This window comes from Pseudomonas macauensis (genome assembly GCF_047902425.1).
Lineage (GTDB): Bacteria > Pseudomonadota > Gammaproteobacteria > Pseudomonadales > Pseudomonadaceae > Pseudomonas.
This window is the reverse complement of the sequence record NZ_CP138377.1, coordinates 4,239,551-4,262,146: the sequence shown is the minus strand read 5'-3', so window position 1 is coordinate 4,262,146 and position 22,596 is coordinate 4,239,551. Positions and strand designations below refer to the sequence as shown.

The following is a 22,596-nucleotide window of genomic DNA, read 5'->3' as shown; positions in this document are numbered from 1 at the left end:
TTGGCTCTGGGCCCCGGCCTCAGGCCGGGCTCTCGGGGGCGGCGAAGTGCGCGTCCAGTGGGACGCTGGCGAAGGTGGTCAGCAGTTCGACGAGAATCTGCGTGGCCGGGCCCAGCGGCTTCTCCTTGTTCGGGTAGAGGTAGAAGCGGCTCTCGCGTACGCCGCCCTGGGTCAGCGGCAGTGGCTTGAGCACGCCGTCCTTGAGCTCGCGCTCGATCATGTGCCGCGGCAACCAGGCGAAGCCCAGGCCGTTGCTGACGAAGGTGGCGGCGGTAGCCAGGCTGCCTACCGTCCAGCGTTGCTCGGCGCCCAGCCAGCCGACGTCGCGTGGCTGCAGGCGGCCGGAGTCGCGGATCACCACCTGCATCTGGGTTTCCAGGTCCTGGTGGGTGACCTCGCGCTGCAGGCGGTGCAGCGGGTGGTCGGGGTGGGCGACGGCGACGAAATCCACCACGCTGAGGTCAGCACCCAGATGGCCGGCGATGTTCAGGCCGCTGATGGCCAGGTCGGCATGGCCCTGCACCAGGGCTTCCTCTACGCCGGAGAGCACTTCTTCGCGCAGCAGCACCCGGCAGCCACGGCTTTGCGGCATGAAGGCGGAGAGGGCGCGGACCAGGCGCACGGTGGGGTAGGCGGCGTCCACGACCAGGCGGACCTCCGGCTCCCAGCCCTGTTCCATGTGGTGAGCGAGCTCTTCCAGCTGGCCGGCGGACTTCACCAGTTGGCGGGAGCGCCGCAGCAGCACTTCGCCGGCCTCGGTGAGCACCGCCTTGCGTCCGTCGATGCGTAGCAGCGGTACGCCGAGCTGCTCCTGCATGCGCGCCACGGTGTAGCTGATCGACGACTGCGAACGGTGCATGGCTTCCGCCGCCTGGGCGAAGCCGCCGTGATCGACCACGGCCTGCAGGGTTCTCCACTGATCCAGGGTAACGCGGGGCGCTTTCATCCTCGCCTCCTCTTGTCTAATCTGGCGGTCCGCAGAAGACCAACAAGAGACCGCCATGAAAAAAATCTGTTGTGCCGTTCTGGCACTGTTGCCGCTGACCGCACTGGCCTATCCCATTGAGGTCGAGAAGTCGCTCAATGGCACCGAGATCAGCTATGACACCCAGGACATCGGCGACCAGATGGGCGCGATCCTGTTGCGCAACAACGGTCAGCAGCCGGTGACCTGCACCGCGGTATTCGTCAATGGCCCGGAAACGCCCCATGTGCGCAAGGCCACTCTGGAGCCGGGCAAGGAGGCCAACATGACCTCGAGCTTCAGTCGCGCGGTCATCAAGCTGCGCATCAAGCTCACCTGTGCGCCGGCCTGATAGTTTCCTTACGGGGCCAAGACTAGAAGCAGTCCAGCTGGAAATCAATTTATTCGATAATTAGCAGCGATTATTTCCGCTTTTTTATCGAGTTATCCATCTTTAGGATTCACTCCATCGACAAGTCACTGACCGATGGAGGTCGAATCCATGTCCCGCGTTCTGGTTATCGAAAGCAGTGCCCGCCAGCAAGGTTCCGTATCCCGTCAGCTGACCCGCGAATTCATCGCCCAATGGCAGGCCGCACACCCGGCGGATGAAATCCAGGTGCGCGACCTGGCCGTCGAGCAGGTGCCGCACCTGGACGCCAACCTGCTGGGCGGCTGGATGAAGCCTGAGCAAGAGCAATCCGAGATCGAACGGGCGGCGCTCGAGCGCTCCAATCTGCTGACCGCCGAGCTGCAGTCCGCCGATGTGCTGGTGCTGGCCGCGCCGATGTACAACTTTGCCATTCCCAGCACCCTGAAATCCTGGCTGGACCATGTGCTGCGCGCCGGCGTCACCTTCAAGTACACCGAGACCGGCCCGCAGGGCCTGCTGACCGGCAAGCGCGCCTTCGTGCTGACCAGCCGCGGCGGCGTCTACGCCGGTGGTGCGCTGGACCACCAGGAGCCCTACCTGCGCCAGGCGCTGGGCTTCGTCGGCATCCATGACGTCACCTTCATCCACGCCGAAGGCCTGAACATGGGCGCCGAATTCGCCGAGAAGGGTCTGTCCAAGGCCAAGGCTCAACTCGCCGCCGTCGCCTGATCCGTTTTTCCCTTGCGCACCCTTCCGCTCCTGGGTGCGACCGTGGCCGACCTCCTTCCCCCGGAGGCCGGCCATTTTTTATTCCCGAGGTTGGCCCTGCTGGGGAGCGATCACATCCTTTCCCTTCGGGCTGTTCAAAGTCTGATCAGCATGCTAAAAGAACCTTGAGCTGATCTAGCCGCTTGAAAAAGAAGGGAAAACCATGACCAAGTCGGAGTTGATCGAGAGAATCGTCACCCATCAGGGGCAGCTTTCCGCAAAGGATGTGGAGCTGGCGATCAAGACCATGCTTGAGCAAATGTCCCAGGCTCTGGCGACTGGGGATCGCATCGAAATCCGGGGGTTCGGCAGTTTCTCGTTGCATTATCGCGCCCCGCGCACCGGCCGTAATCCGAAGACCGGCGAGTCCGTGCGCCTGGACGGCAAGTTCGTTCCGCACTTCAAGCCCGGCAAGGAGCTGCGCGACCGCGTCAACGAGCCCGAGTGAGCCCGGGGTATCCGTTTTGAAGGAGTTTCCATGCTTCGGGTAAAGCGTTTCCTGTTCATCCTGGCGCTGGTCGTTCTGGCTGCCGTGGTCGTGGTTTTCGTCCTGGAAAACCTCCAGACTGTGCAACTGACCTTCCTGGGCTGGCAGTCGCCGCAATGGCCGCTGGTTGTCTTCGTGTCCCTGGCGTTTGTCCTCGGCGGGCTGATCGGCCTGCTGCTGAGCATTCCCGTCCGCGCCCGGGCGCGCGTCCGCATGGCGGGCATGCGCTCTGAAATTACCCGCTTCCGCAAGGAGAACGACGCGCTGCGTGACAAGTCGCTGACGGATCATGCCTAGCGTTCTCGCGACGCTGTTCTTCTTCTGCGCCCTGGCCATCGGCTGGTGGATGGGGCGGCGTTCGCGTTCACAGCCCATTCCCGGCGCAGGCAATGACCTGCGCTCGCGCATCCACAGCATGCACAACCTGCTGGAGCGCCACTCCGACGATGCGCTGGAAAATCTCTCCCAGGGCCTGGTGCTGAGCCCGGAGACGCTGGAAAGCCATCTGCACGTCGGCAATCTGTTCCGCCGGCGGGGCGATATCGAAAAAGCCATTCATATTCACCAGGACCTTCTCGGCCGCGCTGGCGAGGATGTTTCGCTGGCCTCGCAGGTTCGCCTCGAACTGGCGCGGGACTTCATCGCAGGCGGTTTGCTCGGCAGTGCCGAGGAACTGCTGGATGAGCTGGTTCATCTGCAGGGTGAGCCGATTTCGCTGGAAGCGCTCGACGAGCAACGACTGATCTGCGAGCGGGAGAAAGATTGGTCCCGGGCGATCGAGCTGGCGGCCCAGCTGGTACCCAGCCGGCCCGAGCTGGTCGCGGCGCTGGCCAATTACTACTGCGAGCTGGCCCAGGAGAAGGGGCGCAGTGGCGACCGCAGCGGCATGCAGGAGCTGCTGCGCGAAGCCCGCCGGGTGGATCGCCATTGCGTGCGGGCACTGCTGATGCGGCTGGGTTGCGAGCTCTGGCGGCAGGATCATCCCGCGGCCGTCGCCACCATGGGCGAGCTGGCGCGGGACGCCAAGGCTTTCGTTGGGGAGATCGTGCCGCTGTTGCGACGTTACGATTGCCTGGGTGTGCCGCAGGTTCGCGAGTTCCTCCGCAACCTGGCGGAGTCCGAAGAGGTACCGCCGCTGATCCTGGCGGTTCTGGCCGAGACCGAGGACGACGGCGCTTCTACCTACTGGCGCGACAGCCTGTTGCGGCGTGTCGAACAGCGCCCTTCCTGGCAGGGCGTTGGCGAATTCCTGGATGGGCTTCACGTAGCGGACGGCAATCCTTCGGGCATCGAAAAAATTGCTCCAATTATCATCGGCTTGTATAGGACAATGCCGCGCTATCGCTGCAGCCGCTGCGGTTTCTCGGGGCGGGAGCTGCACTGGCAGTGCCCGAGCTGCCATGCCTGGAATGCGCTGCGGCCTGTCATCTCGCCTCTCTAGCGCGAATTCGCACGACACTCTGGATGACGCCCGTGGGCGTCAGGTTCTGCAGGTACAGGATTGAATGTTTTACTGACGGGCGCGACAGGTTTTGTCGGCCGAGGCATGCTGGCGCGTTTGTGCGCGGAATCGGGAGTGCATGTGCGCATCGCTGTACGGCGGCCGCCGGATGAGCTGCCGGGTGGTATCGAGTGTGTGCATATCGATGGCCTGAGTGCGTCCCAGTGCTGGGAAGAGGCGGTGCAGGGTATCGACGTGGTAATTCATGCCGCCGCGCGGGTGCATGTCATGGACGAGCGCGCCGCCGATCCGCTGGCCGAGTTCCGCGCGGTGAACGTCGAGGCGACTCGCCAACTGGCGCGACAGGCCGTCGCTGCAGGCGTGAAGCGCTTCGTCTACGTTAGTTCCATCAAGGTTAACGGCGAGGAAACCGAGCCGGGGCAGTCGTACCGCTCCGATTCGGTCGCGCACCCGCAGGACCCTTACGGGCAGTCCAAGCTCGAAGCGGAGCAGATGCTGTTCGCAATGGCCGGGGATACCGGGCTCGAAGTGGTGGCGGTGCGCCCGCCGCTGGTCTACGGGCCCGGCGTCAAGGCCAATTTCGCCAGTCTGATGGGGGCGCTGCAACGTCGGCTGCCATTGCCTTTCGCGGCCATCGACAATCGCCGTAGCCTGGTGGCGCGGGACAATCTGGTCGACTTGCTGCTGCAGTGTGCGCGTCATCCCGCGGCAGCTGGCCGGGTGTTCCTGGCCAGCGACGGGCAGGACCTGTCCACGGCGCAACTCTGCCGCGAACTGAGCGAGGCGCTGGGCGTGCGCCCGCGCTTGCTGCCGGTGCCGGCCATGGTCCTGCGGGCGCTGGGGCTGTTCACCGGTCGCAGCCAACAGGTGCAGCGCCTGCTCGGCTCGCTGCAGGTGGATATCTCCACCACTCGCCAGGTTCTGGACTGGCAGCCTCCGGTGTCGATGAAACAGGCTATCCGGGAAACCGCGCAATGGTACAAGGAGTGTCGAGGTCAATGAGCATGGGGGTATTGCTGGCGGCTGTTTTCCTGGCGTCGTGGGGCATGACCTGGGGGGTGCGGCGCTACGCGTTGGCGCGGAGCATTATGGACATCCCCAACGCCCGTAGTTCGCACCAGATTCCAACGCCCCGCGGCGGCGGCGTCGCCATCGTGGCGGGTTTCCTCGGCTGTCTGGCGCTAGCGGCTGTTCTAGGGGCTGTCGAGGTTCATAGCCTGGTGGCACTGCTGCCTGCCGGCGCCTGGGTGGCCGTCATCGGCTTTCTGGATGATCATCGGCATATTCCGGCCCGTTGGCGCCTGTTGGGGCATTTCGTCGGGGCCGGATGGTTGATGTACTGGGTGGGTGGCCTGCCGGTGCTGAGCATGCCCTGGGGCGCGATGGACCTGGGTGTGGCTGGGGATCTGCTAGCCTTGGTGTTTCTGGTCTGGTTGCTCAACCTGTACAACTTCATGGATGGCATCGATGGCATCGCCAGCCTGGAGGCCATCAGCGTCTGTCTGGCCGGGGCGTTGTGCTACTGGCTGGTCGGTGCGGGTTCGCAGGCATTGCTTCCATTGATCCTGGCCATGGCGACTGCGGGGTTTCTGGTATGGAATTTCCCCCCGGCGCGTATTTTCATGGGGGATGCCGGCAGCGGTTTCCTTGGGGTCGTTCTGGGGGGAATGGCGCTTCAGGCGGGGTGGGTATCGCCGCCCTTGCTGTGGAGTTGGCTGATCCTGCTCGGGGTTTTCGTGGTGGATGCGAGCTACACCTTGCTCCACCGCCTGATTCGCGGTGAGCGAGTCTATGAAGCGCATCGCAGCCACGCCTACCAGCGTGCGTCGCGGCGTTATGGCAGTCACTTGCGAGTGTCGCTGGCGATTACCGGCATCAACCTGTGCTGGTTGATGCCGCTTGCGGTTTTGGTCAGTCTGGGACAGGTTTCCGGTTTGTTGGCACTGATTGCGGCCTATGCTCCTTTGGTGCTTGTCGTAGCTCGTCTGGGTGCAGGTCGTCCGGATGATCAGGATGTGAGCTGAACTCCATTGGAAATGGTGGTCAATGTAGCGGGGGGAGTGCGTTATTCCCGCTCTCGATGAAGGACAAGCACAAATGCTTCGAGAACGCCTGCTAAGGCTTCCGCGACGGTACAAGCGACTCTTGCAGGTCGCCACTGACGTCATTCTGGTCTGGTTCGCGCTCTGGATGGCGTTCATCGTGCGCCTGGGGACAGAGGACCTGATGTATCCGCTGCGTGTGCACAGTTGGCTGTTCGTCGCAGCGCCATTGGTGGCGATCCCGCTGTTCATTCGCTTCGGAATGTACCGGGCGGTGATGCGTTACCTGGGCAACGACGCGCTGATCGCCATCTGGAAGGCGGTCACGTTGTCGGCGCTGCTGTTGTCGCTGGTGGTTTACTGGAATCGTGCGGTCGAGGAGGCCGTCCCTCGATCCCTGGTATTCAATTACTGGTGGCTCAGCCTGCTGATGGTCGGCGGACTGCGCCTGGTTATGCGCCAGTATTTCATGGGCGACTGGTACAGCGCCGTGCAGGCGGTACCCTTCTTCAACAAGCAGGACGGTTTGCCAAAGGTGGTCGTGTACGGGGCCGGCTCGGCGGGCAACCAGTTGGTCGCCGCCTTGCGCCTGGGACGGGCCATGCGCCCGGTGGCCTTCATCGACGACGACGACGAGATTGCCAACCGGATCATCGCCGGCCTTCGCGTGTACAAGCCCAAGCATATCCAGCAACTGATCGAGGAGACCGGCGCGCAGGAAGTGCTGCTGGCGATTCCGTCCGCATCGCGTGCGCGCCGTCGCGAGATCCTGGGGCTGCTGGAGCCTTATCCGCTGCACGTGCGCAGCGTTCCTGGTTTCATCGACCTGGCCAACGGCCGGGTGCGGGTGGACGACATCCAGGAAGTGGATATCGCCGACCTGCTCGGGCGAGATGCGGTCGAGCCGCGCAAGGAGCTGTTCGAGCACTGCATCCGCGGCCAGGCGGTGATGGTGACGGGCGCGGGCGGCTCCATCGGCTCGGAGCTCTGCCGTCAGATCCTGGCCTCCTCGCCGACGGTGCTGGTCCTGTTCGAGCACAGCGAATACAACCTCTACCGCGTGCACCAGGAGCTGGACATGCGCGTCAGGCGCGAGTCCCTGGCGGTCCAGTTGGTGCCGATCCTGGGCTCCGTGCGCAGCCCCGAGCGGCTGCTCGACGTCATGCGGACCTGGAAGGTGGCCACCGTCTACCACGCGGCCGCTTACAAGCACGTGCCGATCGTCGAGCACAACATTTCCGAGGGCGTGCTCAACAACGTGCTCGGCACGCTCCATACGGCCCAGGTAGCGGTGCAGGCCGGGGTTCAGAATTTCGTGCTGATCTCCACCGACAAGGCGGTTCGCCCCACCAACGTCATGGGCAGCACCAAGCGGCTGGCGGAGATGATCCTGCAGGCGCTGAGCCAGGAGTCGGCGCCGGTGCTGTTCGGCGACAAGTCCGGCGTGCATCAGGTCAACAAGACCCGCTTCACCATGGTTCGCTTCGGCAACGTGCTGGGTTCGTCCGGTTCGGTGATCCCGCTGTTCCGCGAGCAGATCAAGCGCGGGGGGCCGGTGACCGTCACTCATCCCGGCATCACCCGTTATTTCATGACGATTCCCGAGGCTGCCCAGTTGGTCATCCAGGCGGGTTCGATGGGGCGTGGCGGTGACGTGTTCGTGCTCGACATGGGGCAGCCGGTGAAGATTCTCGAGCTGGCCGAGCGGATGATTCACCTGTCCGGTCTGAGTGTGCGCTCCGAACGGACGCCTCACGGTGATATCTCCATCGAGTTCAGCGGGCTGCGGCCGGGCGAGAAGCTGTACGAGGAGCTGCTGATCGGCGACGACGTCAGCGCTACCGAGCACCCCATGATCATGAAGGCCAACGAGGAGCTGATGCCCTGGGAGGGCTTCAAGCTGGTGTTGGTCGACCTGCTCAAGGCGGTTGACCAGGGCAACTATGCGCGGGTGCGTCAGTTGCTGCGCGAGACGGTCAACGGCTATTGCCCGGAAGGCGACATCGTCGATCTCATCCATCAGCACCGACGCATGGAGCCCTGATCGCGGGCTTCTAGCAGACGCGGGAAGAGCCGCATCTGCGAGCGTTGTCAGCCCTTTCCTCGCGATCTGTCGGCGGCAGCGGAAACTGTTGCCGACTCTTTAAACCGGCGTTTTCACGGGTATTCCTGGCGATATGTTTTCCGGGCGGCGCAATGGCGCCCGCCTCGAAACCTGATACGTCAAGGAACGATCCATGAAGAAGAGTCTGCTTTCTGCCGCAAGCATTATCCTGCTGGCCTGCTTGTCCTTTGCTGGCGCCACCAGTGCCGCTGCCAAGGCTGAGCCCGTTGCCAAGCCTGCCGTCGAATCCACCGCCCCCGCCAGCAAGGCGCCGGTTGCGCAGGCCGACACCGTGAACATCAACTCCGCGACCGTGGAAGAGTTGCAGAAGTCGATGAAGGGCATCGGCAAGGTCAAGGCCCAGGCGATCGTCGATTACCGTACGGCCAATGGTCCGTTCACCAGCATCGATCAGCTCCTGGAAGTGAAGGGGATTGGCAAGGGTACCCTGGATAAGAATCGAGACAGGATTTCGCTCTGAGGGAGCTGAGAAAGGAAGAAAGCCGGTCGTTGACCGGCTTTTCTATTGGTGCGGGGGAGGGGCATCGACTTTCCTGACCCCAAAGAAAAAGCCCTCGGCATGTGCCGAGGGCTTTGAATTTTGGCTCCGCGACCTGGACTCGACGGCGTCAGCCGAACGCGCTTCAGCGCGGCCCCGAAGGGGGAATCACCTGGGACGTAGTCCCTGGAGAGAGTCCAGCGGCACAAAGAAAAAGCCCCCGGCATGTGCCGAGGGCTTTGAATTTGGCTCCGCGACCTGGACTCGACGGCGCTAGCCGAACGCGCTTCAGCGCGGCCCCGAAGGGGGAATCACCTGGGACGTAGTCCCTGGAGAGAGTCCAGCGGCACAAAGAAAAAGCCCCCGGCATGTGCCGAGGGCTTTGAATTTGGCTCCGCGACCTGGACTCGAACCAGGGACCCAATGATTAACAGTCATTTGCTCTACCGACTGAGCTATCGCGGAACAACGGGGCGTATCTTACTGATTAAAAAGGGGAAGTCAACATCGCCCCGACGACTTCCCCATAATTTTTTACAGCACCTGGACGATGGCGCGGGTCACGGTGTCCAGGTTGCCGTTGTTCAGCGCGGCGACGCAGATGCGGCCGGTGCCGACGGCGTAGATGCCGAACTCGTTCTTCAGGCGCTCTACCTGCTCGGCGGTCAGGCCGGAGTAGGAGAACATGCCGCGCTGCTGGGCAACGAAGCCGAAGTCACGCTTGGCGCCCAGGGCGGCCAGTTGTTGAACCATGGCTTCGCGCATGGCGCGGATGCGGGTGCGCATTTCGCCCAGTTCTTCTTCCCATACCGCACGCAGTTCCGGGCTGTTCAGCACGGAAGCGACGACGCTGGCGCCGTGGGTCGGCGGGTTGGAGTAGTTGGTGCGGATCACGCGCTTGACCTGGGACAGGACGCGGGCGGATTCCTCGCGGCTGTTGGTCACGACCGACAGCGCGCCGACGCGCTCGCCGTACAGCGAGAACGACTTGGAGAAGGAGCTGGAGACGAAGAAGTTCAGGCCGGACTGGGCGAACAGGCGCACAGCGGAGGCGTCTTCGTCGATGCCGTCGCCGAAGCCCTGGTAGGCAATGTCGAGGAACGGCACGTGGCCCTTGGCCTTGAGCACGTCCAGCACCTGATTCCAGTCGTCCATGGTCAGGTCGACGCCGGTCGGGTTGTGGCAGCAGGCGTGCAGCACAACGATGGACTGCGACGGCAGCGCGTTCAGGTCTTCCAGCAGGCCGGCGCGGTTAACGCCGTTGGTGCTGGCGTCGTAGTAGCGGTAGTTCTGCACCGGGAAGCCGGCGGCTTCGAACAGGGCGCGGTGGTTTTCCCAGCTCGGGTCGCTGATGGCGACGGTGGCGTTGGGCAGCAGGCGCTTGAGGAAATCGGCGCCGGTCTTCAGCGCGCCGGTACCGCCAACGGCCTGGGTGGTCACTACACGGCCTTCGGCCAGCAGCTCGGAGTCAGCGCCGAACAGCAGCTTCTGTACGCCCGAATCGTAGGCGGCGATGCCTTCGATCGGCAGGTAGCCGCGCGGGGCATGGGCTTCGATGCGGGCCTTCTCCGCGGCCTGGACGGCACGCAGCAACGGGAGGCGACCTTCCTCGTTGTAGTACACGCCAACGCCCAGGTTGATCTTGCCCGGACGGGTATCGGCGTTGAAAGCTTCGTTCAGGCCCAGGATGGGGTCACGGGGGGCCATTTCGACAGCGGAGAACAGACTCATTTTGGCAGCAGCTCTAAGGCGGGAGTGAAGTGCAATTGCAACCCCCCGCTCACGGCGCTGGGGGTTGCGTCGACGGGCCGGTATTATATAGCCCTCTATGGCAGGCGGCGAGTTATCGCGCATGCTTTTCGACTGGTATGACGCTTTGGCGACCGAAGCGTCACACGCCAATGCGAGGTTCCCATGTCGTTATTCCAGCTGGATTCGCGCTTCAAGCCCGCCGGTGATCAACCAGAAGCCATCCGACAGATGGTGGAAGGACTGGAAGCGGGCTTGTCGCACCAGACGCTGCTGGGGGTGACCGGTTCCGGCAAGACCTTCAGCATCGCCAACGTCATCGCCCAGGTGCAGCGCCCGACCATGATCCTGGCGCCGAACAAGACCCTGGCCGCGCAGCTCTACGGCGAGTTCAAGACCTTCTTCCCGAACAACGCGGTGGAGTACTTCGTCTCCTACTACGACTACTACCAACCTGAAGCCTACGTGCCGTCCTCCGATACCTATATCGAGAAGGACTCCTCCATCAACGACCACATCGAGCAGATGCGCCTGTCGGCGACCAAGGCGCTGCTGGAGCGCGAGGACGCCATCATCGTCTGCACCGTGTCGTCGATCTACGGCTTGGGCGACCCGGCGTCCTACCTGAAGATGGTCCTGCACCTGGATCGCGGCGACAGGATGGACCAGCGCGAGCTGCTACGCCGCCTGACCAGCCTGCAGTACACCCGCAACGACATGGACTTCGCTCGCGCCACTTTCCGCGTGCGCGGCGACGTTATCGACATATTCCCTGCGGAATCGGACCTGGAAGCCATCCGAGTCGAGCTGTTCGACGACGAGGTGGAGAACATCGCCGCCTTCGACCCGCTGACCGGCGAGGTGATCACCAAGCTGCCGCGCTTCACCTTCTACCCCAAGAGCCACTACGTGACCCCACGGGAAACGCTGCTGGAGGCGGTGGAGCAGATCAAGGCCGAACTCAAGGTGCGCCTGGAATACCTGCGCACCAACAACAAGCTGGTGGAAGCCCAGCGCCTGGAACAGCGCACCCGTTTCGACCTGGAGATGATCCTCGAACTGGGTTACTGCAACGGCATCGAGAACTACTCGCGCTATCTCTCCGGGCGCGGTCCCGGCGAGCCGCCGCCAACCCTCTACGATTACCTGCCGGCCAACTCCCTGCTGGTGATCGACGAATCCCACGTCAGCGTTCCCCAGGTCGGCGCCATGTACAAGGGCGACCGTTCGCGCAAGGAAACCCTGGTGGAATACGGCTTCCGCCTGCCGTCGGCACTGGACAACCGGCCGCTGCGCTTCGAGGAATGGGAGGCGATCAGCCCACAGACCATCTTCGTCTCGGCAACCCCTGGCCCTTATGAGGATCAGCACGCCGGCCGGGTGATCGAGCAGGTGGTGCGCCCCACCGGCCTGGTCGACCCGGAAGTGGAAATCCGCCCGGCCACCACCCAGGTGGACGACCTGCTCTCGGAAATCCGCCTGCGCGTGGCCGAGGACCAGCGGGTGTTGGTCACGACCCTGACCAAGCGCATGGCCGAGGACCTCACCGACTACCTGGGCGACCACGATGTGCGGGTACGCTACCTGCACTCGGACATCGATACCGTGGAGCGGGTGGAGATCATCCGCGACCTGCGCACCGGGACCTTCGACGTGCTGGTGGGGATCAACCTGCTGCGCGAGGGCCTGGACATGCCCGAGGTGTCGCTGGTGGCGATCCTCGATGCGGACAAGGAAGGCTTCCTGCGTTCCGAACGCTCGCTGATCCAGACCATCGGCCGCGCCGCGCGGAACCTGCATGGCAAGGCGATCCTCTACGCCGACAACATTACCGGCTCGATGCAGAGGGCGATCAACGAGACCGAGCGACGTCGTACCAAGCAACTTGAGTTCAACGCCAAGCACGGCATCGTGCCCAAGGGCGTGAAGAAGGACATCAAGGACATCCTCGAAGGCGCCGTGGTGCCGGGTGCCAAGGGCAAGCGCCGCAGTCTGGCGAAGGTGGCGGAGGAGAGTGGGCGCTACGAGAATGAACTGCGCACACCGGACGAGATCGCCAAACGCATCAAGCAGCTGGAAGAGCGCATGTACCAGCTGGCGCGGGACCTGGAGTTCGAGGCCGCGGCCGGGGTACGCGACGAGATCGGCAAATTGCGCGACCGCATGGTGTCGATGGGCTGAGTCGTGAAGGCGGCTGGGCGGCTTTTCGTAGGAGCGAGCTTGCTCGCGAACCGCACAGCACCCTGAGGCTCCGGCGTGAAGCGGGGTTCGCGAGCAAGCTCGCTCCTACAAGGATTGGTGTGGCATGGGGACGCTCAATGCGCCCCGGCCCCCGCGCCGACACCCATGCCCGCCGGCAGCGGACGAGTCAGCAGCACCGCCACCATGCTGACCGCCAGCACGATGCCGATGGCATGGAAGGCGTCGTTGTAGGCCATGATCGCCGCCTGCTGGTGGACGATCTCGCTGATCTTGCCCAGCGCCGCCTGCTGCGTGCCCAGTTGCGCGGTCAGCTGCGCCAGGCGCTCGTCCACCGCGCCGTTCACCGGCACCACCGCTTCGCGCAGGTAGTCATAGTAGACCTTGGCGCGGCTATCCAGCAGGGTGGCCAGCAAGGCGATGCCGATGGCACCGCCGAGGTTGCGCAGGATGTTGAACAGGCTGGAGGCCGACCCCGCGTCCTGCGGCTGCAGGTAAACGGTGGCGATCAGCGAGATGGTGACCATTACCATCGGCTGGCCGAGGGCGCGCAACAGCTGGATCTGATTGAACTGCGGGCCGGCGAAGTCCGGGTTGAGCACACCGGAGAAGAAGCTCGCCATGCCGAACAGGCCGAAGCCCACGGCGCACAGCAGGCGCGGCTCGACGATCTTCATCAGCTTGGGAATCAGCGGAATGAGGAACAGCTGCGGCACGCCCATCCACATGATTACCTCGCCGATCTGCATCGCGTTGTAGCCCTGGATCTGTGCCAGATACAGCGGCAGCACGTAGATCGAGCCGTACAGCCCCATCCCCAGGCCAATGCTGGAAATGCTCGACAGGCCAAAGTTGCGGTTGCGCAGGATGCCCAGGTTGATCAGCGGATTGGGTCGCGAGGTCTGCAGGATCACGAAGAGGATCAGGCTGATCAGCGCGATGCTGCCCAGGCTGACGATCAGGTTGGATTCCAGCCAGTCTTTGCGGTGGCCTTCTTCCAGGAACACCTGCAGGCAGCCCAGGCCGATGGCCATGGTGACGATGCCGGCGTAGTCGGTGCTCTTCAGCAGTTCCCAGTGCGGAGGCTTCTTCTCCAGGCCGTAGAGCAGGCCGGCGATCATCAGCAGGCCCGGCGGGATGTTGATGTAGAAGATGTATTCCCAGCCGAAGTTCTCCGTCAGCCAGCCGCCCAGGGTCGGGCCGATGGATGGCGCGAAGGTGGCGGTGATGGCGAACAGCGCCATGCCCTTGGGGCGGTGGTGCTCCGGTAGCTTGATCAGCGCCAGGGTGAACGCCAGCGGAATCAGCGCACCGCCGGTGAACCCCTGCATGGCGCGGAACACGATCATGCTCTCCAGGTTCCAGGCGAAGGAGCAGAGCAGGGAGGAGAGCAGGAAACCGGTGGAAATCATCCAGGCCAGCCGGCGTGCCGAGAGCAGCTGTACCAGCCAGGCGGTGAGCGGGATCATGATGATTTCCGCCACCAGGTAGGAGGTGGAAATCCACGAGCCTTCCTCCAGGGTGGCGGCCAGCGCGCCCTGGATGTCCTTCAGCGAGGAGTTGGTGATCTGGATGTCGAGCACCGCCATGAAGGCACCCAGCATGGCGCTGAACACGGCGATCCAGTCGCGGCGGGTCGGTTCCCCGACCGGCCGCACCAGGGCATCAGCGGACACGCAACTCGACCTCGGCATCGACCGACATACCCGGGCGGATCAGGCCCTTGAGCGGGTTGTCGTCGGCGAAGGTGATCTTGACCGGGATGCGCTGTACCACCTTGGTGAAGTTGCCGGTGGCGTTGTCCGGCGGCAGCAGGCTGAACTGTGCGCCGGAGGCAGCGAACAGGCTCTGCACTTCGCCGTCGATGGGGGTGTCGGGGAAGGAGTCGAACACCAGGCGCGCCTTCTGCCCCGGACGCATCTTGCCGATCTGGGTTTCCTTGAAGTTGGCCTGAATCCAGATGCCGTCGTCCGGCACCAGCGACAACAGCTGGGTGCCGACCTGTACGTACTGGCCGATTCGGGCGTTGCGCTGGCCGACCAGGCCGCTCACCGGGGCGCGGATTTCGGTGCGGGCCAGGTTGAGCTCGGCCTGGGCGACGTCGGCGCGGGCGCTCTCGATCTGCGCCTGCAAGCGTTGGACATCGGTGCCCAGGGTGTCGCGCTGGACACGCTGGGCCTGCAGGTCGGCTTGGGCCTTGGCGACCTGGGAGCGGGCAACGCGGGAGTCGGCGGTGAGGGTGGTGACGCGCTCCTCGGAAACGTACCCGGGGCCGCGCAGTGCCTGGGCGCGGCCCAGGTCGACTTCGGCGCGGCCGAGGGTGGCCTGGCTGGCATTCACGTCGGCCTCGCTGGCGGCGATGGCGCTCGACTGCCCCTTGAGCTTGCTGCGGGCCTGCTCCAGCTCTGCCTCACGGGTAGCCAGGGTGGCCTTGGCGCGGTCCAGGGCGAGCTTGAAATCGTCGGCTTCGAGCTTCACCAGCAGCTGGCCTTTTTCCACGTGCTGGTTGTCCTGTACCAGCACTTCGTCGATGCGCGCGCCGAGCTGGCTGGCGATACGGGTGATCTCGCCCTGCACATAGGCGTTATCGGTCGTCTCGACGAAGCGACCGATGAAATACCAGCGCGCCAGGAGGGCGAGGGCGACCACCACGAGGATGGTCAGGAACACGGTCAGGCGACGTTGCAGTTGGGCAGGCATAGTTAAACGAGCGTTTGGTTGACGGAAAAATGTTTGCCAATGTAACAGTGTTCCGTGGCGGCACGTAGCCGCTACACTTCGGAAACTTTGTTGCTTATAGGGAACAATCATGGGGCTGGATGATGCGCTGATCTTCACCCGCGTCGTGGAGCTGCACAGTTTTACCCAGGCCGCGCAGAGCCTGGGCATGCAGAAATCCACGGTGAGCCGGCGCATCGTCCTGCTCGAGGAGCGCCTGGGGGTACGGCTGCTCAATCGCACCACCCGCAAGCTGCGCCTGACCGAAGTGGGGCAGGCCTACTACGACCGCTGCCGGCAGATCATGCATGACTTCGCCGAGGCCGAGCAGGCGGTGATGCAGTTGCAGCAGGCGCCGTCAGGGCTGTTGCGTATCAGCGCGCCCATCGAGTTCGGCCAGATGTACCTGGGCAAGGTGCTGGGCGATTTCATGCGGCTCTACCCGCAGATCACCGCCGAGGTCGAGCTCACGTCGCGCAGCGTCGATCCGCTGGAGGAGGGTGTGGACATCGTCATCATGGTCGGCCAGCCCGAAGACTCCACGCTGATCGCCCGGCGCATGCTGATCACCAACCGCTGCCTGTGTGCCAGCCCGGAGTACCTGGCCTTGCACGGCCAGCCGCGGCAGGTCGAGGAGCTGGCCGGCCATCGCGCCGTGCTGCTGCAGTCCGATTCCCAGCGCTACTGGCCGCTGAGCGGCGAGAGCATTCCCTGCCATCGGGTGCTGTCGTGCAACAACATCACCTTCGCCCGCGAAGCGGTGCTGGCCGGCGCCGGGATCGCATCGTTGCCGGAGCTGATCGTTGACGAACAGTTGGCCAACGGCAGTCTGGTGCGCGTTCTGCCGCAGGTGCAGCTGCCGGTTGGCGAGCTGTATGCCGTCTACCCGTCACGGCGATTCCAGGCCATGAAGGTGAAGGCCTTCCTCGACTTCCTGATCACCAACCTGCCGATTGATGCGGAGCGTTGGCTGGAGCCGGGGGCGGCCCGCCTGATAACATCGCGTCCATGAGCGCGTGTCCTGGCCCGCGCTGTCCTCACCGATTCACATGAGAGCCTTCATGACCACTGTCCGCACCCGTATCGCGCCGTCTCCCACCGGTGACCCGCACGTCGGCACCGCCTACATCGCGCTGTTCAATCTCTGCTTCGCCCGTCAGCACGGCGGCCAGTTCATCCTGCGTATCGAGGATACCGACCAGCTGCGCTCCACCCGCGAATCGGAACAGCAGATCTTCGACGCGCTGCGCTGGCTGGGCATCGAATGGGACGAGGGCCCGGACGTCGGTGGTCCGCACGGCCCGTACCGGCAGAGCGAACGCGGCGCCATCTATAAGCAGTACAGCGACGAGCTGGTCGAAAAAGGCCATGCCTTCCCCTGCTTCTGCTCCGCCGAGCGCCTCGACGCGCTGCGTGCCGATCAGCAGGCGCGCAAGGAAACCCCACGCTACGACGGTCACTGCATGCACCTGTCCAGGGAAGAGTCGGCCAAGCGTATCGCCGCCGGCGAATCCCACGTGGTGCGCATGAAGGTGCCTACCGAGGGCGTCTGCGTGGTGCCGGACATGCTCCGTGGCGACGTGGAAATCCCGTGGGACCGCATGGACATGCAGGTGCTGATGAAGGCCGACGGCCTGCCCACCTACTTCCTGGCCAACGTGGTCGACGATCACCTGATGGGCATCACCCATGTCCTGCGTGGCGAAGAGTGGCTGCCCTCGGCGCCCAAGCTGATCAAGCTGTACGAGTACTTCGGCTGGGAACAGCCGGTGCTCTGCTACATGCCGCTGCTGCGCAACCCGGACAAGAGCAAGCTGTCCAAGCGCAAGAATCCGACCTCCATCACCTTCTACGAGCGCATGGGCCTGCTGCCCCAGGCGCTGCTGAACTACCTCGGCCGCATGGGCTGGTCCATGCCGGATGAGCGCGAGAAGTTCAGCCTGGCGGAGATGATCGAGCACTTCGACCTGTCCCGCGTGTCACTGGGCGGCCCGATCTTCGACATCGAGAAGTTGTCCTGGCTGAACGGCCAGTGGATTCGCGAGCTGTCGGTGGAGGACTTCGCCAAGGAAGTGCAGAAGTGGGCGCTCAACCCCGAGTACCTGATGAAGATCGCCCCGCACGTGCAGGGCCGCGTGGAGAACTTCAGCCAGATCGCCCCGCTGGCCGGCTTCTTCTTCAGTGGCGGCGTGCAACTGGACGCCAAGCTGTTCGAGCACAAGAAGCTCGACGCCACCCAGGTTCGCCAGGTGCTGCAACTGGTGCTGTGGAAGCTCGAAGCGCTGCGCCAGTGGGAGAAGGACAGGATCACTGCGACCATCCAGGCCGTCGCCGAACACCTGGGTCTCAAGCTGCGTGACGTGATGCCGCTGATGTTCCCGGCCATCACCGGCCAGGCCAGCTCGGTGTCGGTGCTCGATGCGATGGAAATCCTCGGTGCCGACCTGTCGCGCTACCGTCTGCGCCAGGCCCTGGAACTGCTGGGCGGTGCGTCGAAGAAAGAAGCCAAGGAGTGGGAAAAGATTCGCGACGCCATCGGCGCCTAATATCTTTCCTACACTGGAGAAGGCCGGTCGCCGTCAGGTGCCCGGCCTTTTTCATGCCTGCGCCGCCCGTTTGGCGCGGCTGGAGGAGGGCAGGCGGGCTGCTTATTCCGTTGGCCTGGATTCGGGGTGGTCACATAAGTGATTGTTCTTTGGGAGAAAAAAATTAGAAATCTGAAAAAATCTTGTTGACAGGGTTTCGTCTCGCCCCTAAGATGCGCCCCGTTCCAGCGACGAACTGAATGACAGAGCGAAGCGGAACGGTAGATCCAGCGGTACTTTGGGGCTATAGCTCAGCTGGGAGAGCGCTTGCATGGCATGCAAGAGGTCGACGGTTCGATCCCGTCTAGCTCCACCAATTTCTTATGGACAAAAAGTCCAGTAAGTTTTGTCTGGTCCGGGCAAGACTTATATCGAAGGTTTTGCGTCCCCTTCGTCTAGTGGCCTAGGACACCGCCCTTTCACGGCGGTAACAGGGGTTCGAGTCCCCTAGGGGACGCCACTATCCAGCGACGATGCGTTCGCGTCGTCAGCCAGAGTGATCTGGGGCTATAGCTCAGCTGGGAGAGCGCTTGCATGGCATGCAAGAGGTCGACGGTTCGATCCCGTCTAGCTCCACCAATTTCCCATTCGGGATGAAGCCAGAATCCGCGGTTCAGCGGGTTTCTTCGAAGGATATGTCCCCTTCGTCTAGTGGCCTAGGACACCGCCCTTTCACGGCGGTAACAGGGGTTCGAGTCCCCTAGGGGACGCCATTTTTATCGCTCTGCGATGCCTATAGGGCCACTGAGAATTTCAGTGGCCCTTTTGTTTTTCTCCCTCCTGAAGAATTTTCTCCCGACCAGCGGTCGCGCTTTCAGCTTGCTGATTTTTATTATGAGAATAATATTCTGCTCATAATATTTTTGGAGCGATGCCATGAGCAACAAGAAGGCCCAGACCCGCGAGCGCATTCTTTCCGCCGCCACCAGCGCGCTGCTCAAGCGCGGTCCGGTCGACCCCAGCGTGGGCGAGGTGATGGCGGCGGCGGGGCTGACCGTGGGCGGCTTCTATGCGCACTTCGAGAGCAAGGATGCCTTGATGCTGGAGGCCTTCCGCCAACTGCTGAGCAAGCGCCGGGCTGGCCTGAAGATGTTCGATCCGCAAACCAGTTTTGCCGAGCGCCGGGCACTGGCGGCGCAGTTCTACCTGTCGCGCAAGCACCGCGACACCGAAGACGAAGGCTGTCCGATCCCCAGTTCCCTGAGCGAAGTGGCGCACCTGCCGGAAGGATTCCGCGAGGCGCTGGAAGAACACGTGGAACTGATGGTGGCGAGCCTTGCTGAACGTCCGGAGGAAATCGACGCGGTGCTCAGCGATATGGCCCTGATGATTGGCGGACTGGCGCTGGCCCGTGCCCTGGGCAAGGGCGACCTGTCCGATCGTGTCCTGCGTGCCGCGAAGAAAGCGGTGATCTGAGGAGGTACGGAAAATGAGCAGTCTGAGCTGGGTTCGTGGAATCAACGCCACCCTGGGCCGCGTTGCGCCGCAATGGGCGGCGGGGCGCATGCGTCAGCTGTTCATGACGCCCAACGAGTTGCCGCCGCGTGACTGGGAGCTGCCGCTTTTGGCCAGCTCCGAACGCATCACCCTGCGCTTCGGCCTGTCCGCGCTGCGTTGGGGCGAAGGTCCGGCGGTGCTGCTGATGCACGGTTGGGCGGGGCGCCCGACGCAGTTCGCCGCGCTGATCGAGAAGCTGGTCGGTGCCGGTTATGGAGTGATCGCTCTCGATGCCCCGGGCCACGGCCGCTCGCCAGGGAGCGAGGCGAACGTCGTGCTGTTCGCCCGCGCCCTGCTGGAAGCCGCCAGCGAGCTGCCGCCGCTGCGCGCGGTGATCGGCCATTCCCTGGGCGGCGCCAGTGCATTGCTGGCGACCCAGATGGGCCTGCGCACCGAAACCCTGGTGACCATTGCCGCGCCGAGCAAGGTGCTCACAGTACTGCGTGGTTTCGCCAACTACGTCGGTCTGTCGCCGGCGGCGCGTTCGAGCTTCATCCGTCAGGTCGAGCGGCAGGCGGGCATTCCGGCGAAACAGCTGGATGTGGCGCGCTACGAACTGGGCATGCCCGGTCTGGTGGTGCACGCCGAGGATGACCGTCAGGTGCGGGTGGCCGAGTCCGTCGCCATCCATGAGGCCTGGCCGGGTAGCCGGCTGCTGCGGCTGCCGAGCGGCGGGCACCACCGCGTGCTGGCGGATACCGCGCTGGCGGAGGCGGTGCTGGAGCTGCTGGAGGGCGTCGAGGAGCCGCTCGCCCTGGCCCTGGCATCCTGAGTCATTCAATAGCCTGATAACGGCGGCCGCAGGCCGCCGTTATCGTTTCATGATGGCCCGTTGCGGGTCGTCAGGCTTCGCGGCCTGGCGTAGACTTCCGGGCATTTCCGGCTGCCCCGGCCTGGGCGCGAGGTCTTGCGCATGCGGGTGGCCGATTGGGGGAAACGCATGAATCTTTCGCTGGATTGGGTGCTGCAGCAGGCGCGCCCGGTCATGCCGGTATTGGTGATCGACGATGTGGCGCTGGCCGGTGATCTGGCCCGCGCGCTGTATGACGGTGGCGTGCGGGTGCTCGAAGTGACCCTGCGCACGCCACAGGCGCTGGACGCCCTCGCGGAGATTCGCCGCGAGCTGCCGGAGATGATTCTCGGCGCCGGCACGCTGATCCACACCGAGCAGTTCCAGGAGGCCCGCGATGCCGGCGCGCAGTTCGCCATCAGTCCCGGCTGCACGCCGCGTCTGGTAGCTGCCGCCGATGATGCGAAATTGCCGTTCCTGCCCGGCGTAATGACGCCTTCGGAGGTACTGGTGGCGCTGGAGTACGGCTATCGCTCGCTGAAGCTGTTCCCCGCCGACGGCAATGCGGCGATCCGGATGCTCAAGAGCCTGAAGGAGCCCTTCACCGGCATCCGCTTCTGCCCGACCGGCGGCATCACCCAGGAAAACCTGCTCAACGTCCTGCGCCTGCCCAACGTCGCCTGCGTCGGCGGCACCTGGATCGCGCCGCCGAGCCTGGTGCGCGCCCGCGCCTGGGATCAGATCACTCAATTGGCCATCGAAGCCCGCGAGCTGGCCGCAAGCCTGGAGCATTCCTCATGAGTTGGCAGCTGCCCGATCCCTTCGTCATCGACATCGAGGTCAAGGCCGAAGACATCGACGGCCTCGGCCATGCCAACAATGCCGTCTACGTCAGTTGGCTGGAGCGCTGCGCCTGGCGCCACTCCCAGCGGCTGGGGCTGGACCTGGCCGAGTACCGCCGGCTGGACCGCGCCATGGCCGTGGTGCGCCACGAGGTTGACTACCTGGCGGCCGCCTATGAAGGCGACCAGCTGCAACTGGCGACCTGGATCGTCGAGTCCGACCAGCGCCTGAAGATGACCCGTCACTTCCAGCTGGTGCGTCCGGAAGACGCCGTGACCCTGCTGCGTGCGCAGACCACCTTCGTCTGCATCGAGCTGTCCACCGGCAAGCCCAAGCGTATGCCGGCAGAGTTCATCGAGGGTTATGGCCGCGCTGTGCTCTCCCCGGAAGCCGTGGCTGCCGGCGCGTGATCCGTCGCGTCGTGCTTTTCCCGGCGCGGCGCATTCCCTACAATCCGCGGCCCCGCATTTGCTTGAGGCTCGCCTGTCGTGCAGATCGCCCTGGCCCCGATGGAAGGGCTGGTAGATGACATCCTCCGCGATGTGTTGACCCGCGTCGGCGGCATCGACTGGTGCGTCACCGAATTCATCCGCATCAATGACCGACTGCTGCCGCCGTCGGCCTTCCTCGCGCTCGCCCCGGAACTGGAACACGGCAGCCGCACCCGTGCCGGCGTGCCGATGCGCGTGCAACTGCTCGGCTCCGATCCGCAATGCCTGGCGGAGAACGCTGTGCAGGCCTGCGAACTGGGCGCGCCGGTGATCGACCTGAACTTCGGCTGCCCGGCCAAGACGGTGAACCGCTCCCGTGGCGGCGCGGTGTTGCTCAAGGAACCCGAGTTGATGTTCAGCATCATCGAGACGGTGCGCCGTGCGGTTCCCAGGCACATTCCGGTGACCTCGAAGATGCGCCTGGGCTACGACAGCCCGGACGGCGCCATCGACTGCGCCCGTGCCCTGGCCGATGCCGGTTCCGCCCACGTGGTGGTGCACGCGCGGACCAAGGCGGAAGGCTACAAGCCGCCGGCGCATTGGGAGTGGGTGGCCAAGGTGGCCGATGCGGTGAAGGTGCCGGTGTTCGCCAATGGCGAAGTCTGGACCCTGGAGGATTACCACCGCTGCCGCTCCATCAGCGGCGTGGCGGACATCATGTTGGGGCGTGGGTTGGTCTCGCGGCCGGACCTTGCACGGCAGATCGCTGCCTGGCGCGATGGTCGCGACGTGGTGCCGATGCCTTGGTCGGAAGTGCGCATGCTGCTCGACGACTTCTGGCGCCAGGCGCGGTGCAAGCTGGCGCCGCGTTATGCGCCGGGGCGCCTGAAGCAGTGGCTGGGGATGCTCACCCGTAGTTATCCTGAAGCGGTGGAGCTGTTCGCCCAGGTGCGACGCGAGCATGACTGCGAAGTGATCGACCGGATGATGCAGGTCGAAATCGAAGAAGCGGCCTGATCCGGCTCTTGATATTCGTAGGAGCGAGCTTGCTCGCGAACAGATCACCCGGCTGAAGTCGGCGTTTG

The 22,596-nt window shown here is 64.1% G+C and carries 21 protein-coding genes and 5 tRNA genes; 21 read left to right on the top strand and 5 right to left on the bottom strand.

Annotated features, from left to right (window positions below):
* Positions 1–19 precede the first annotated feature (19 nt).
* The gene (locus SD196_RS19495; RefSeq protein ID WP_207884256.1) at positions 20–946 is read right to left on the bottom strand and encodes a LysR family transcriptional regulator; all 927 of its coding nucleotides are present in this window, start codon (positions 944–946) and stop codon (positions 20–22) included.
* Positions 947–1,001: 55 nt separating this feature from the next.
* Here SD196_RS19495 and SD196_RS19490 point away from each other — a divergent pair, with 55 nt between their 5' ends.
* The 9 genes from SD196_RS19490 (at position 1,002) to SD196_RS19450 (ending at position 8,681) form a co-directional block, all read left to right on the top strand.
* Entirely contained in the window at positions 1,002–1,316 is a 315-nt protein-coding gene (locus SD196_RS19490) for a 3-phosphoglycerate kinase (RefSeq protein WP_275610882.1), read from the top strand.
* Between the two features lie 150 nt (positions 1,317–1,466).
* A complete protein-coding gene (locus SD196_RS19485; RefSeq protein WP_275610883.1) occupies positions 1,467–2,066 on the top strand; it encodes an FMN-dependent NADH-azoreductase in 600 nt (199 codons plus the stop codon).
* A 202-nt stretch (positions 2,067–2,268) separates the two neighbouring features.
* Positions 2,269–2,553 (top strand): integration host factor subunit beta, encoded by a 285-nt coding sequence (gene ihfB / locus SD196_RS19480; protein ID WP_015478091.1) that lies wholly within the window; start codon positions 2,269–2,271, stop codon positions 2,551–2,553.
* Between the two features lie 30 nt (positions 2,554–2,583).
* Positions 2,584–2,889, top strand: coding sequence for a lipopolysaccharide assembly protein LapA domain-containing protein (locus SD196_RS19475; RefSeq protein WP_275610884.1), 306 nt, complete (start codon positions 2,584–2,586; stop codon positions 2,887–2,889).
* A 118-nt stretch (positions 2,890–3,007) separates the two neighbouring features.
* Positions 3,008–4,033 (top strand): hypothetical protein, encoded by a 1,026-nt coding sequence (locus tag SD196_RS19470; RefSeq protein ID WP_343572614.1) that lies wholly within the window; start codon positions 3,008–3,010, stop codon positions 4,031–4,033.
* Positions 4,034–4,138: 105 nt separating this feature from the next.
* On the top strand, positions 4,139–5,056 hold the full coding sequence (locus tag SD196_RS19465; RefSeq protein ID WP_416310576.1) for a UDP-glucose 4-epimerase family protein: 918 nt from the start codon (positions 4,139–4,141) through the stop codon (positions 5,054–5,056).
* On the top strand, positions 5,053–6,078 hold the full coding sequence (locus tag SD196_RS19460) for an MraY family glycosyltransferase (protein WP_331315995.1): 1,026 nt from the start codon (positions 5,053–5,055) through the stop codon (positions 6,076–6,078). The genes SD196_RS19465 and SD196_RS19460 overlap by 4 nt, the downstream gene beginning before the upstream one ends.
* Before the next feature lie 73 nt (positions 6,079–6,151).
* Complete coding sequence (locus SD196_RS19455; RefSeq protein ID WP_331315994.1) at positions 6,152–8,140, top strand: polysaccharide biosynthesis protein; 1,989 nt, start codon at positions 6,152–6,154, stop codon at positions 8,138–8,140.
* 193 nt (positions 8,141–8,333) lie between these two features.
* Entirely contained in the window at positions 8,334–8,681 is a 348-nt protein-coding gene (locus tag SD196_RS19450) for a ComEA family DNA-binding protein (protein WP_275610889.1), read from the top strand.
* 407 nt (positions 8,682–9,088) lie between these two features.
* Here SD196_RS19450 and SD196_RS19445 read toward each other — a convergent pair.
* Positions 9,089–9,164 (bottom strand) — tRNA-Asn (locus tag SD196_RS19445).
* A gap of 69 nt (positions 9,165–9,233) precedes the next feature.
* Complete coding sequence (locus tag SD196_RS19440; RefSeq protein ID WP_416310575.1) at positions 9,234–10,430, bottom strand: amino acid aminotransferase; 1,197 nt, start codon at positions 10,428–10,430, stop codon at positions 9,234–9,236.
* A gap of 183 nt (positions 10,431–10,613) precedes the next feature.
* Between SD196_RS19440 and uvrB the strand changes: the two genes are divergently transcribed.
* Entirely contained in the window at positions 10,614–12,629 is a 2,016-nt protein-coding gene (gene uvrB / locus SD196_RS19435) for an excinuclease ABC subunit UvrB (RefSeq protein ID WP_275610891.1), read from the top strand.
* Positions 12,630–12,763: 134 nt separating this feature from the next.
* On the opposite strand, the gene SD196_RS19430 is transcribed toward uvrB, so the two are convergent.
* Both SD196_RS19430 and SD196_RS19425 read right to left on the bottom strand, forming a co-directional pair.
* The gene (locus tag SD196_RS19430; RefSeq protein WP_416311757.1) at positions 12,764–14,263 is read right to left on the bottom strand and encodes an MDR family MFS transporter; all 1,500 of its coding nucleotides are present in this window, start codon (positions 14,261–14,263) and stop codon (positions 12,764–12,766) included.
* A 49-nt stretch (positions 14,264–14,312) separates the two neighbouring features.
* A complete protein-coding gene (locus tag SD196_RS19425) occupies positions 14,313–15,347 on the bottom strand; it encodes an HlyD family secretion protein (protein ID WP_416310574.1) in 1,035 nt (344 codons plus the stop codon).
* A gap of 109 nt (positions 15,348–15,456) precedes the next feature.
* Here SD196_RS19425 and SD196_RS19420 point away from each other — a divergent pair, with 109 nt between their 5' ends.
* The 11 genes from SD196_RS19420 to SD196_RS19370 all read left to right on the top strand — a co-directional run bounded on the left by SD196_RS19420 (position 15,457) and on the right by SD196_RS19370 (position 22,528).
* A complete protein-coding gene (locus tag SD196_RS19420) occupies positions 15,457–16,377 on the top strand; it encodes a LysR family transcriptional regulator (RefSeq protein ID WP_275610893.1) in 921 nt (306 codons plus the stop codon).
* Between the two features lie 49 nt (positions 16,378–16,426).
* Entirely contained in the window at positions 16,427–17,911 is a 1,485-nt protein-coding gene (gltX, locus tag SD196_RS19415) for a glutamate--tRNA ligase (protein WP_416310573.1), read from the top strand.
* Between the two features lie 279 nt (positions 17,912–18,190).
* Positions 18,191–18,266 (top strand) — tRNA-Ala (locus SD196_RS19410).
* Positions 18,267–18,334: 68 nt separating this feature from the next.
* Positions 18,335–18,410, top strand: a tRNA-Glu gene (locus SD196_RS19405).
* A gap of 43 nt (positions 18,411–18,453) precedes the next feature.
* A tRNA-Ala gene (locus SD196_RS19400) sits at positions 18,454–18,529 on the top strand.
* 58 nt (positions 18,530–18,587) lie between these two features.
* Positions 18,588–18,663: transfer RNA gene (locus SD196_RS19395), tRNA-Glu, on the top strand.
* A gap of 163 nt (positions 18,664–18,826) precedes the next feature.
* Complete coding sequence (locus tag SD196_RS19390) at positions 18,827–19,366, top strand: TetR/AcrR family transcriptional regulator (protein WP_416310572.1); 540 nt, start codon at positions 18,827–18,829, stop codon at positions 19,364–19,366.
* A gap of 13 nt (positions 19,367–19,379) precedes the next feature.
* Complete coding sequence (locus SD196_RS19385) at positions 19,380–20,219, top strand: alpha/beta fold hydrolase (protein WP_331315982.1); 840 nt, start codon at positions 19,380–19,382, stop codon at positions 20,217–20,219.
* Between the two features lie 168 nt (positions 20,220–20,387).
* The gene (locus SD196_RS19380) at positions 20,388–21,038 is read left to right on the top strand and encodes a bifunctional 4-hydroxy-2-oxoglutarate aldolase/2-dehydro-3-deoxy-phosphogluconate aldolase (RefSeq protein WP_275610897.1); all 651 of its coding nucleotides are present in this window, start codon (positions 20,388–20,390) and stop codon (positions 21,036–21,038) included.
* On the top strand, positions 21,035–21,490 hold the full coding sequence (locus SD196_RS19375) for an acyl-CoA thioesterase (protein ID WP_275610898.1): 456 nt from the start codon (positions 21,035–21,037) through the stop codon (positions 21,488–21,490). The genes SD196_RS19380 and SD196_RS19375 overlap by 4 nt, the downstream gene beginning before the upstream one ends.
* A 78-nt stretch (positions 21,491–21,568) precedes the next feature.
* Positions 21,569–22,528 (top strand): tRNA dihydrouridine synthase, encoded by a 960-nt coding sequence (locus SD196_RS19370; RefSeq protein WP_416310571.1) that lies wholly within the window; start codon positions 21,569–21,571, stop codon positions 22,526–22,528.
* Positions 22,529–22,596: the final 68 nt, after the last annotated feature.

Bases quoted from the DNA above. Each gene is read 5' to 3' on its own strand.
- SD196_RS19375 (WP_275610898.1), top strand. From the start codon at position 21,035: ATGAGTTGGCAGCTGCCCGATCCCTTCGTCATCGACATCGAGGTCAAG.
- gltX (WP_416310573.1), top strand. From the start codon at position 16,427: ATGACCACTGTCCGCACCCGTATCGCGCCGTCTCCCACCGGTGACCCG.
- SD196_RS19385 (WP_331315982.1), top strand. From the start codon at position 19,380: ATGAGCAGTCTGAGCTGGGTTCGTGGAATCAACGCCACCCTGGGCCGC.
- SD196_RS19380 (WP_275610897.1), top strand. From the start codon at position 20,388: ATGAATCTTTCGCTGGATTGGGTGCTGCAGCAGGCGCGCCCGGTCATG.
- SD196_RS19390 (WP_416310572.1), top strand. From the start codon at position 18,827: ATGAGCAACAAGAAGGCCCAGACCCGCGAGCGCATTCTTTCCGCCGCC.
- SD196_RS19425 (WP_416310574.1), bottom strand. From the start codon at position 15,347: ATGCCTGCCCAACTGCAACGTCGCCTGACCGTGTTCCTGACCATCCTC.
- SD196_RS19440 (WP_416310575.1), bottom strand. From the start codon at position 10,430: ATGAGTCTGTTCTCCGCTGTCGAAATGGCCCCCCGTGACCCCATCCTG.
- SD196_RS19450 (WP_275610889.1), top strand. From the start codon at position 8,334: ATGAAGAAGAGTCTGCTTTCTGCCGCAAGCATTATCCTGCTGGCCTGC.
- SD196_RS19470 (WP_343572614.1), top strand. From the start codon at position 3,008: ATGCACAACCTGCTGGAGCGCCACTCCGACGATGCGCTGGAAAATCTC.
- SD196_RS19490 (WP_275610882.1), top strand. From the start codon at position 1,002: ATGAAAAAAATCTGTTGTGCCGTTCTGGCACTGTTGCCGCTGACCGCA.
- SD196_RS19495 (WP_207884256.1), bottom strand. From the start codon at position 946: ATGAAAGCGCCCCGCGTTACCCTGGATCAGTGGAGAACCCTGCAGGCC.
- SD196_RS19460 (WP_331315995.1), top strand. From the start codon at position 5,053: ATGAGCATGGGGGTATTGCTGGCGGCTGTTTTCCTGGCGTCGTGGGGC.
- SD196_RS19455 (WP_331315994.1), top strand. From the start codon at position 6,152: ATGCTTCGAGAACGCCTGCTAAGGCTTCCGCGACGGTACAAGCGACTC.
- SD196_RS19485 (WP_275610883.1), top strand. From the start codon at position 1,467: ATGTCCCGCGTTCTGGTTATCGAAAGCAGTGCCCGCCAGCAAGGTTCC.
- SD196_RS19475 (WP_275610884.1), top strand. From the start codon at position 2,584: ATGCTTCGGGTAAAGCGTTTCCTGTTCATCCTGGCGCTGGTCGTTCTG.
- uvrB (WP_275610891.1), top strand. From the start codon at position 10,614: ATGTCGTTATTCCAGCTGGATTCGCGCTTCAAGCCCGCCGGTGATCAA.
- SD196_RS19465 (WP_416310576.1), top strand. From the start codon at position 4,139: ATGCTGGCGCGTTTGTGCGCGGAATCGGGAGTGCATGTGCGCATCGCT.
- SD196_RS19420 (WP_275610893.1), top strand. From the start codon at position 15,457: ATGGGGCTGGATGATGCGCTGATCTTCACCCGCGTCGTGGAGCTGCAC.
- ihfB (WP_015478091.1), top strand. From the start codon at position 2,269: ATGACCAAGTCGGAGTTGATCGAGAGAATCGTCACCCATCAGGGGCAG.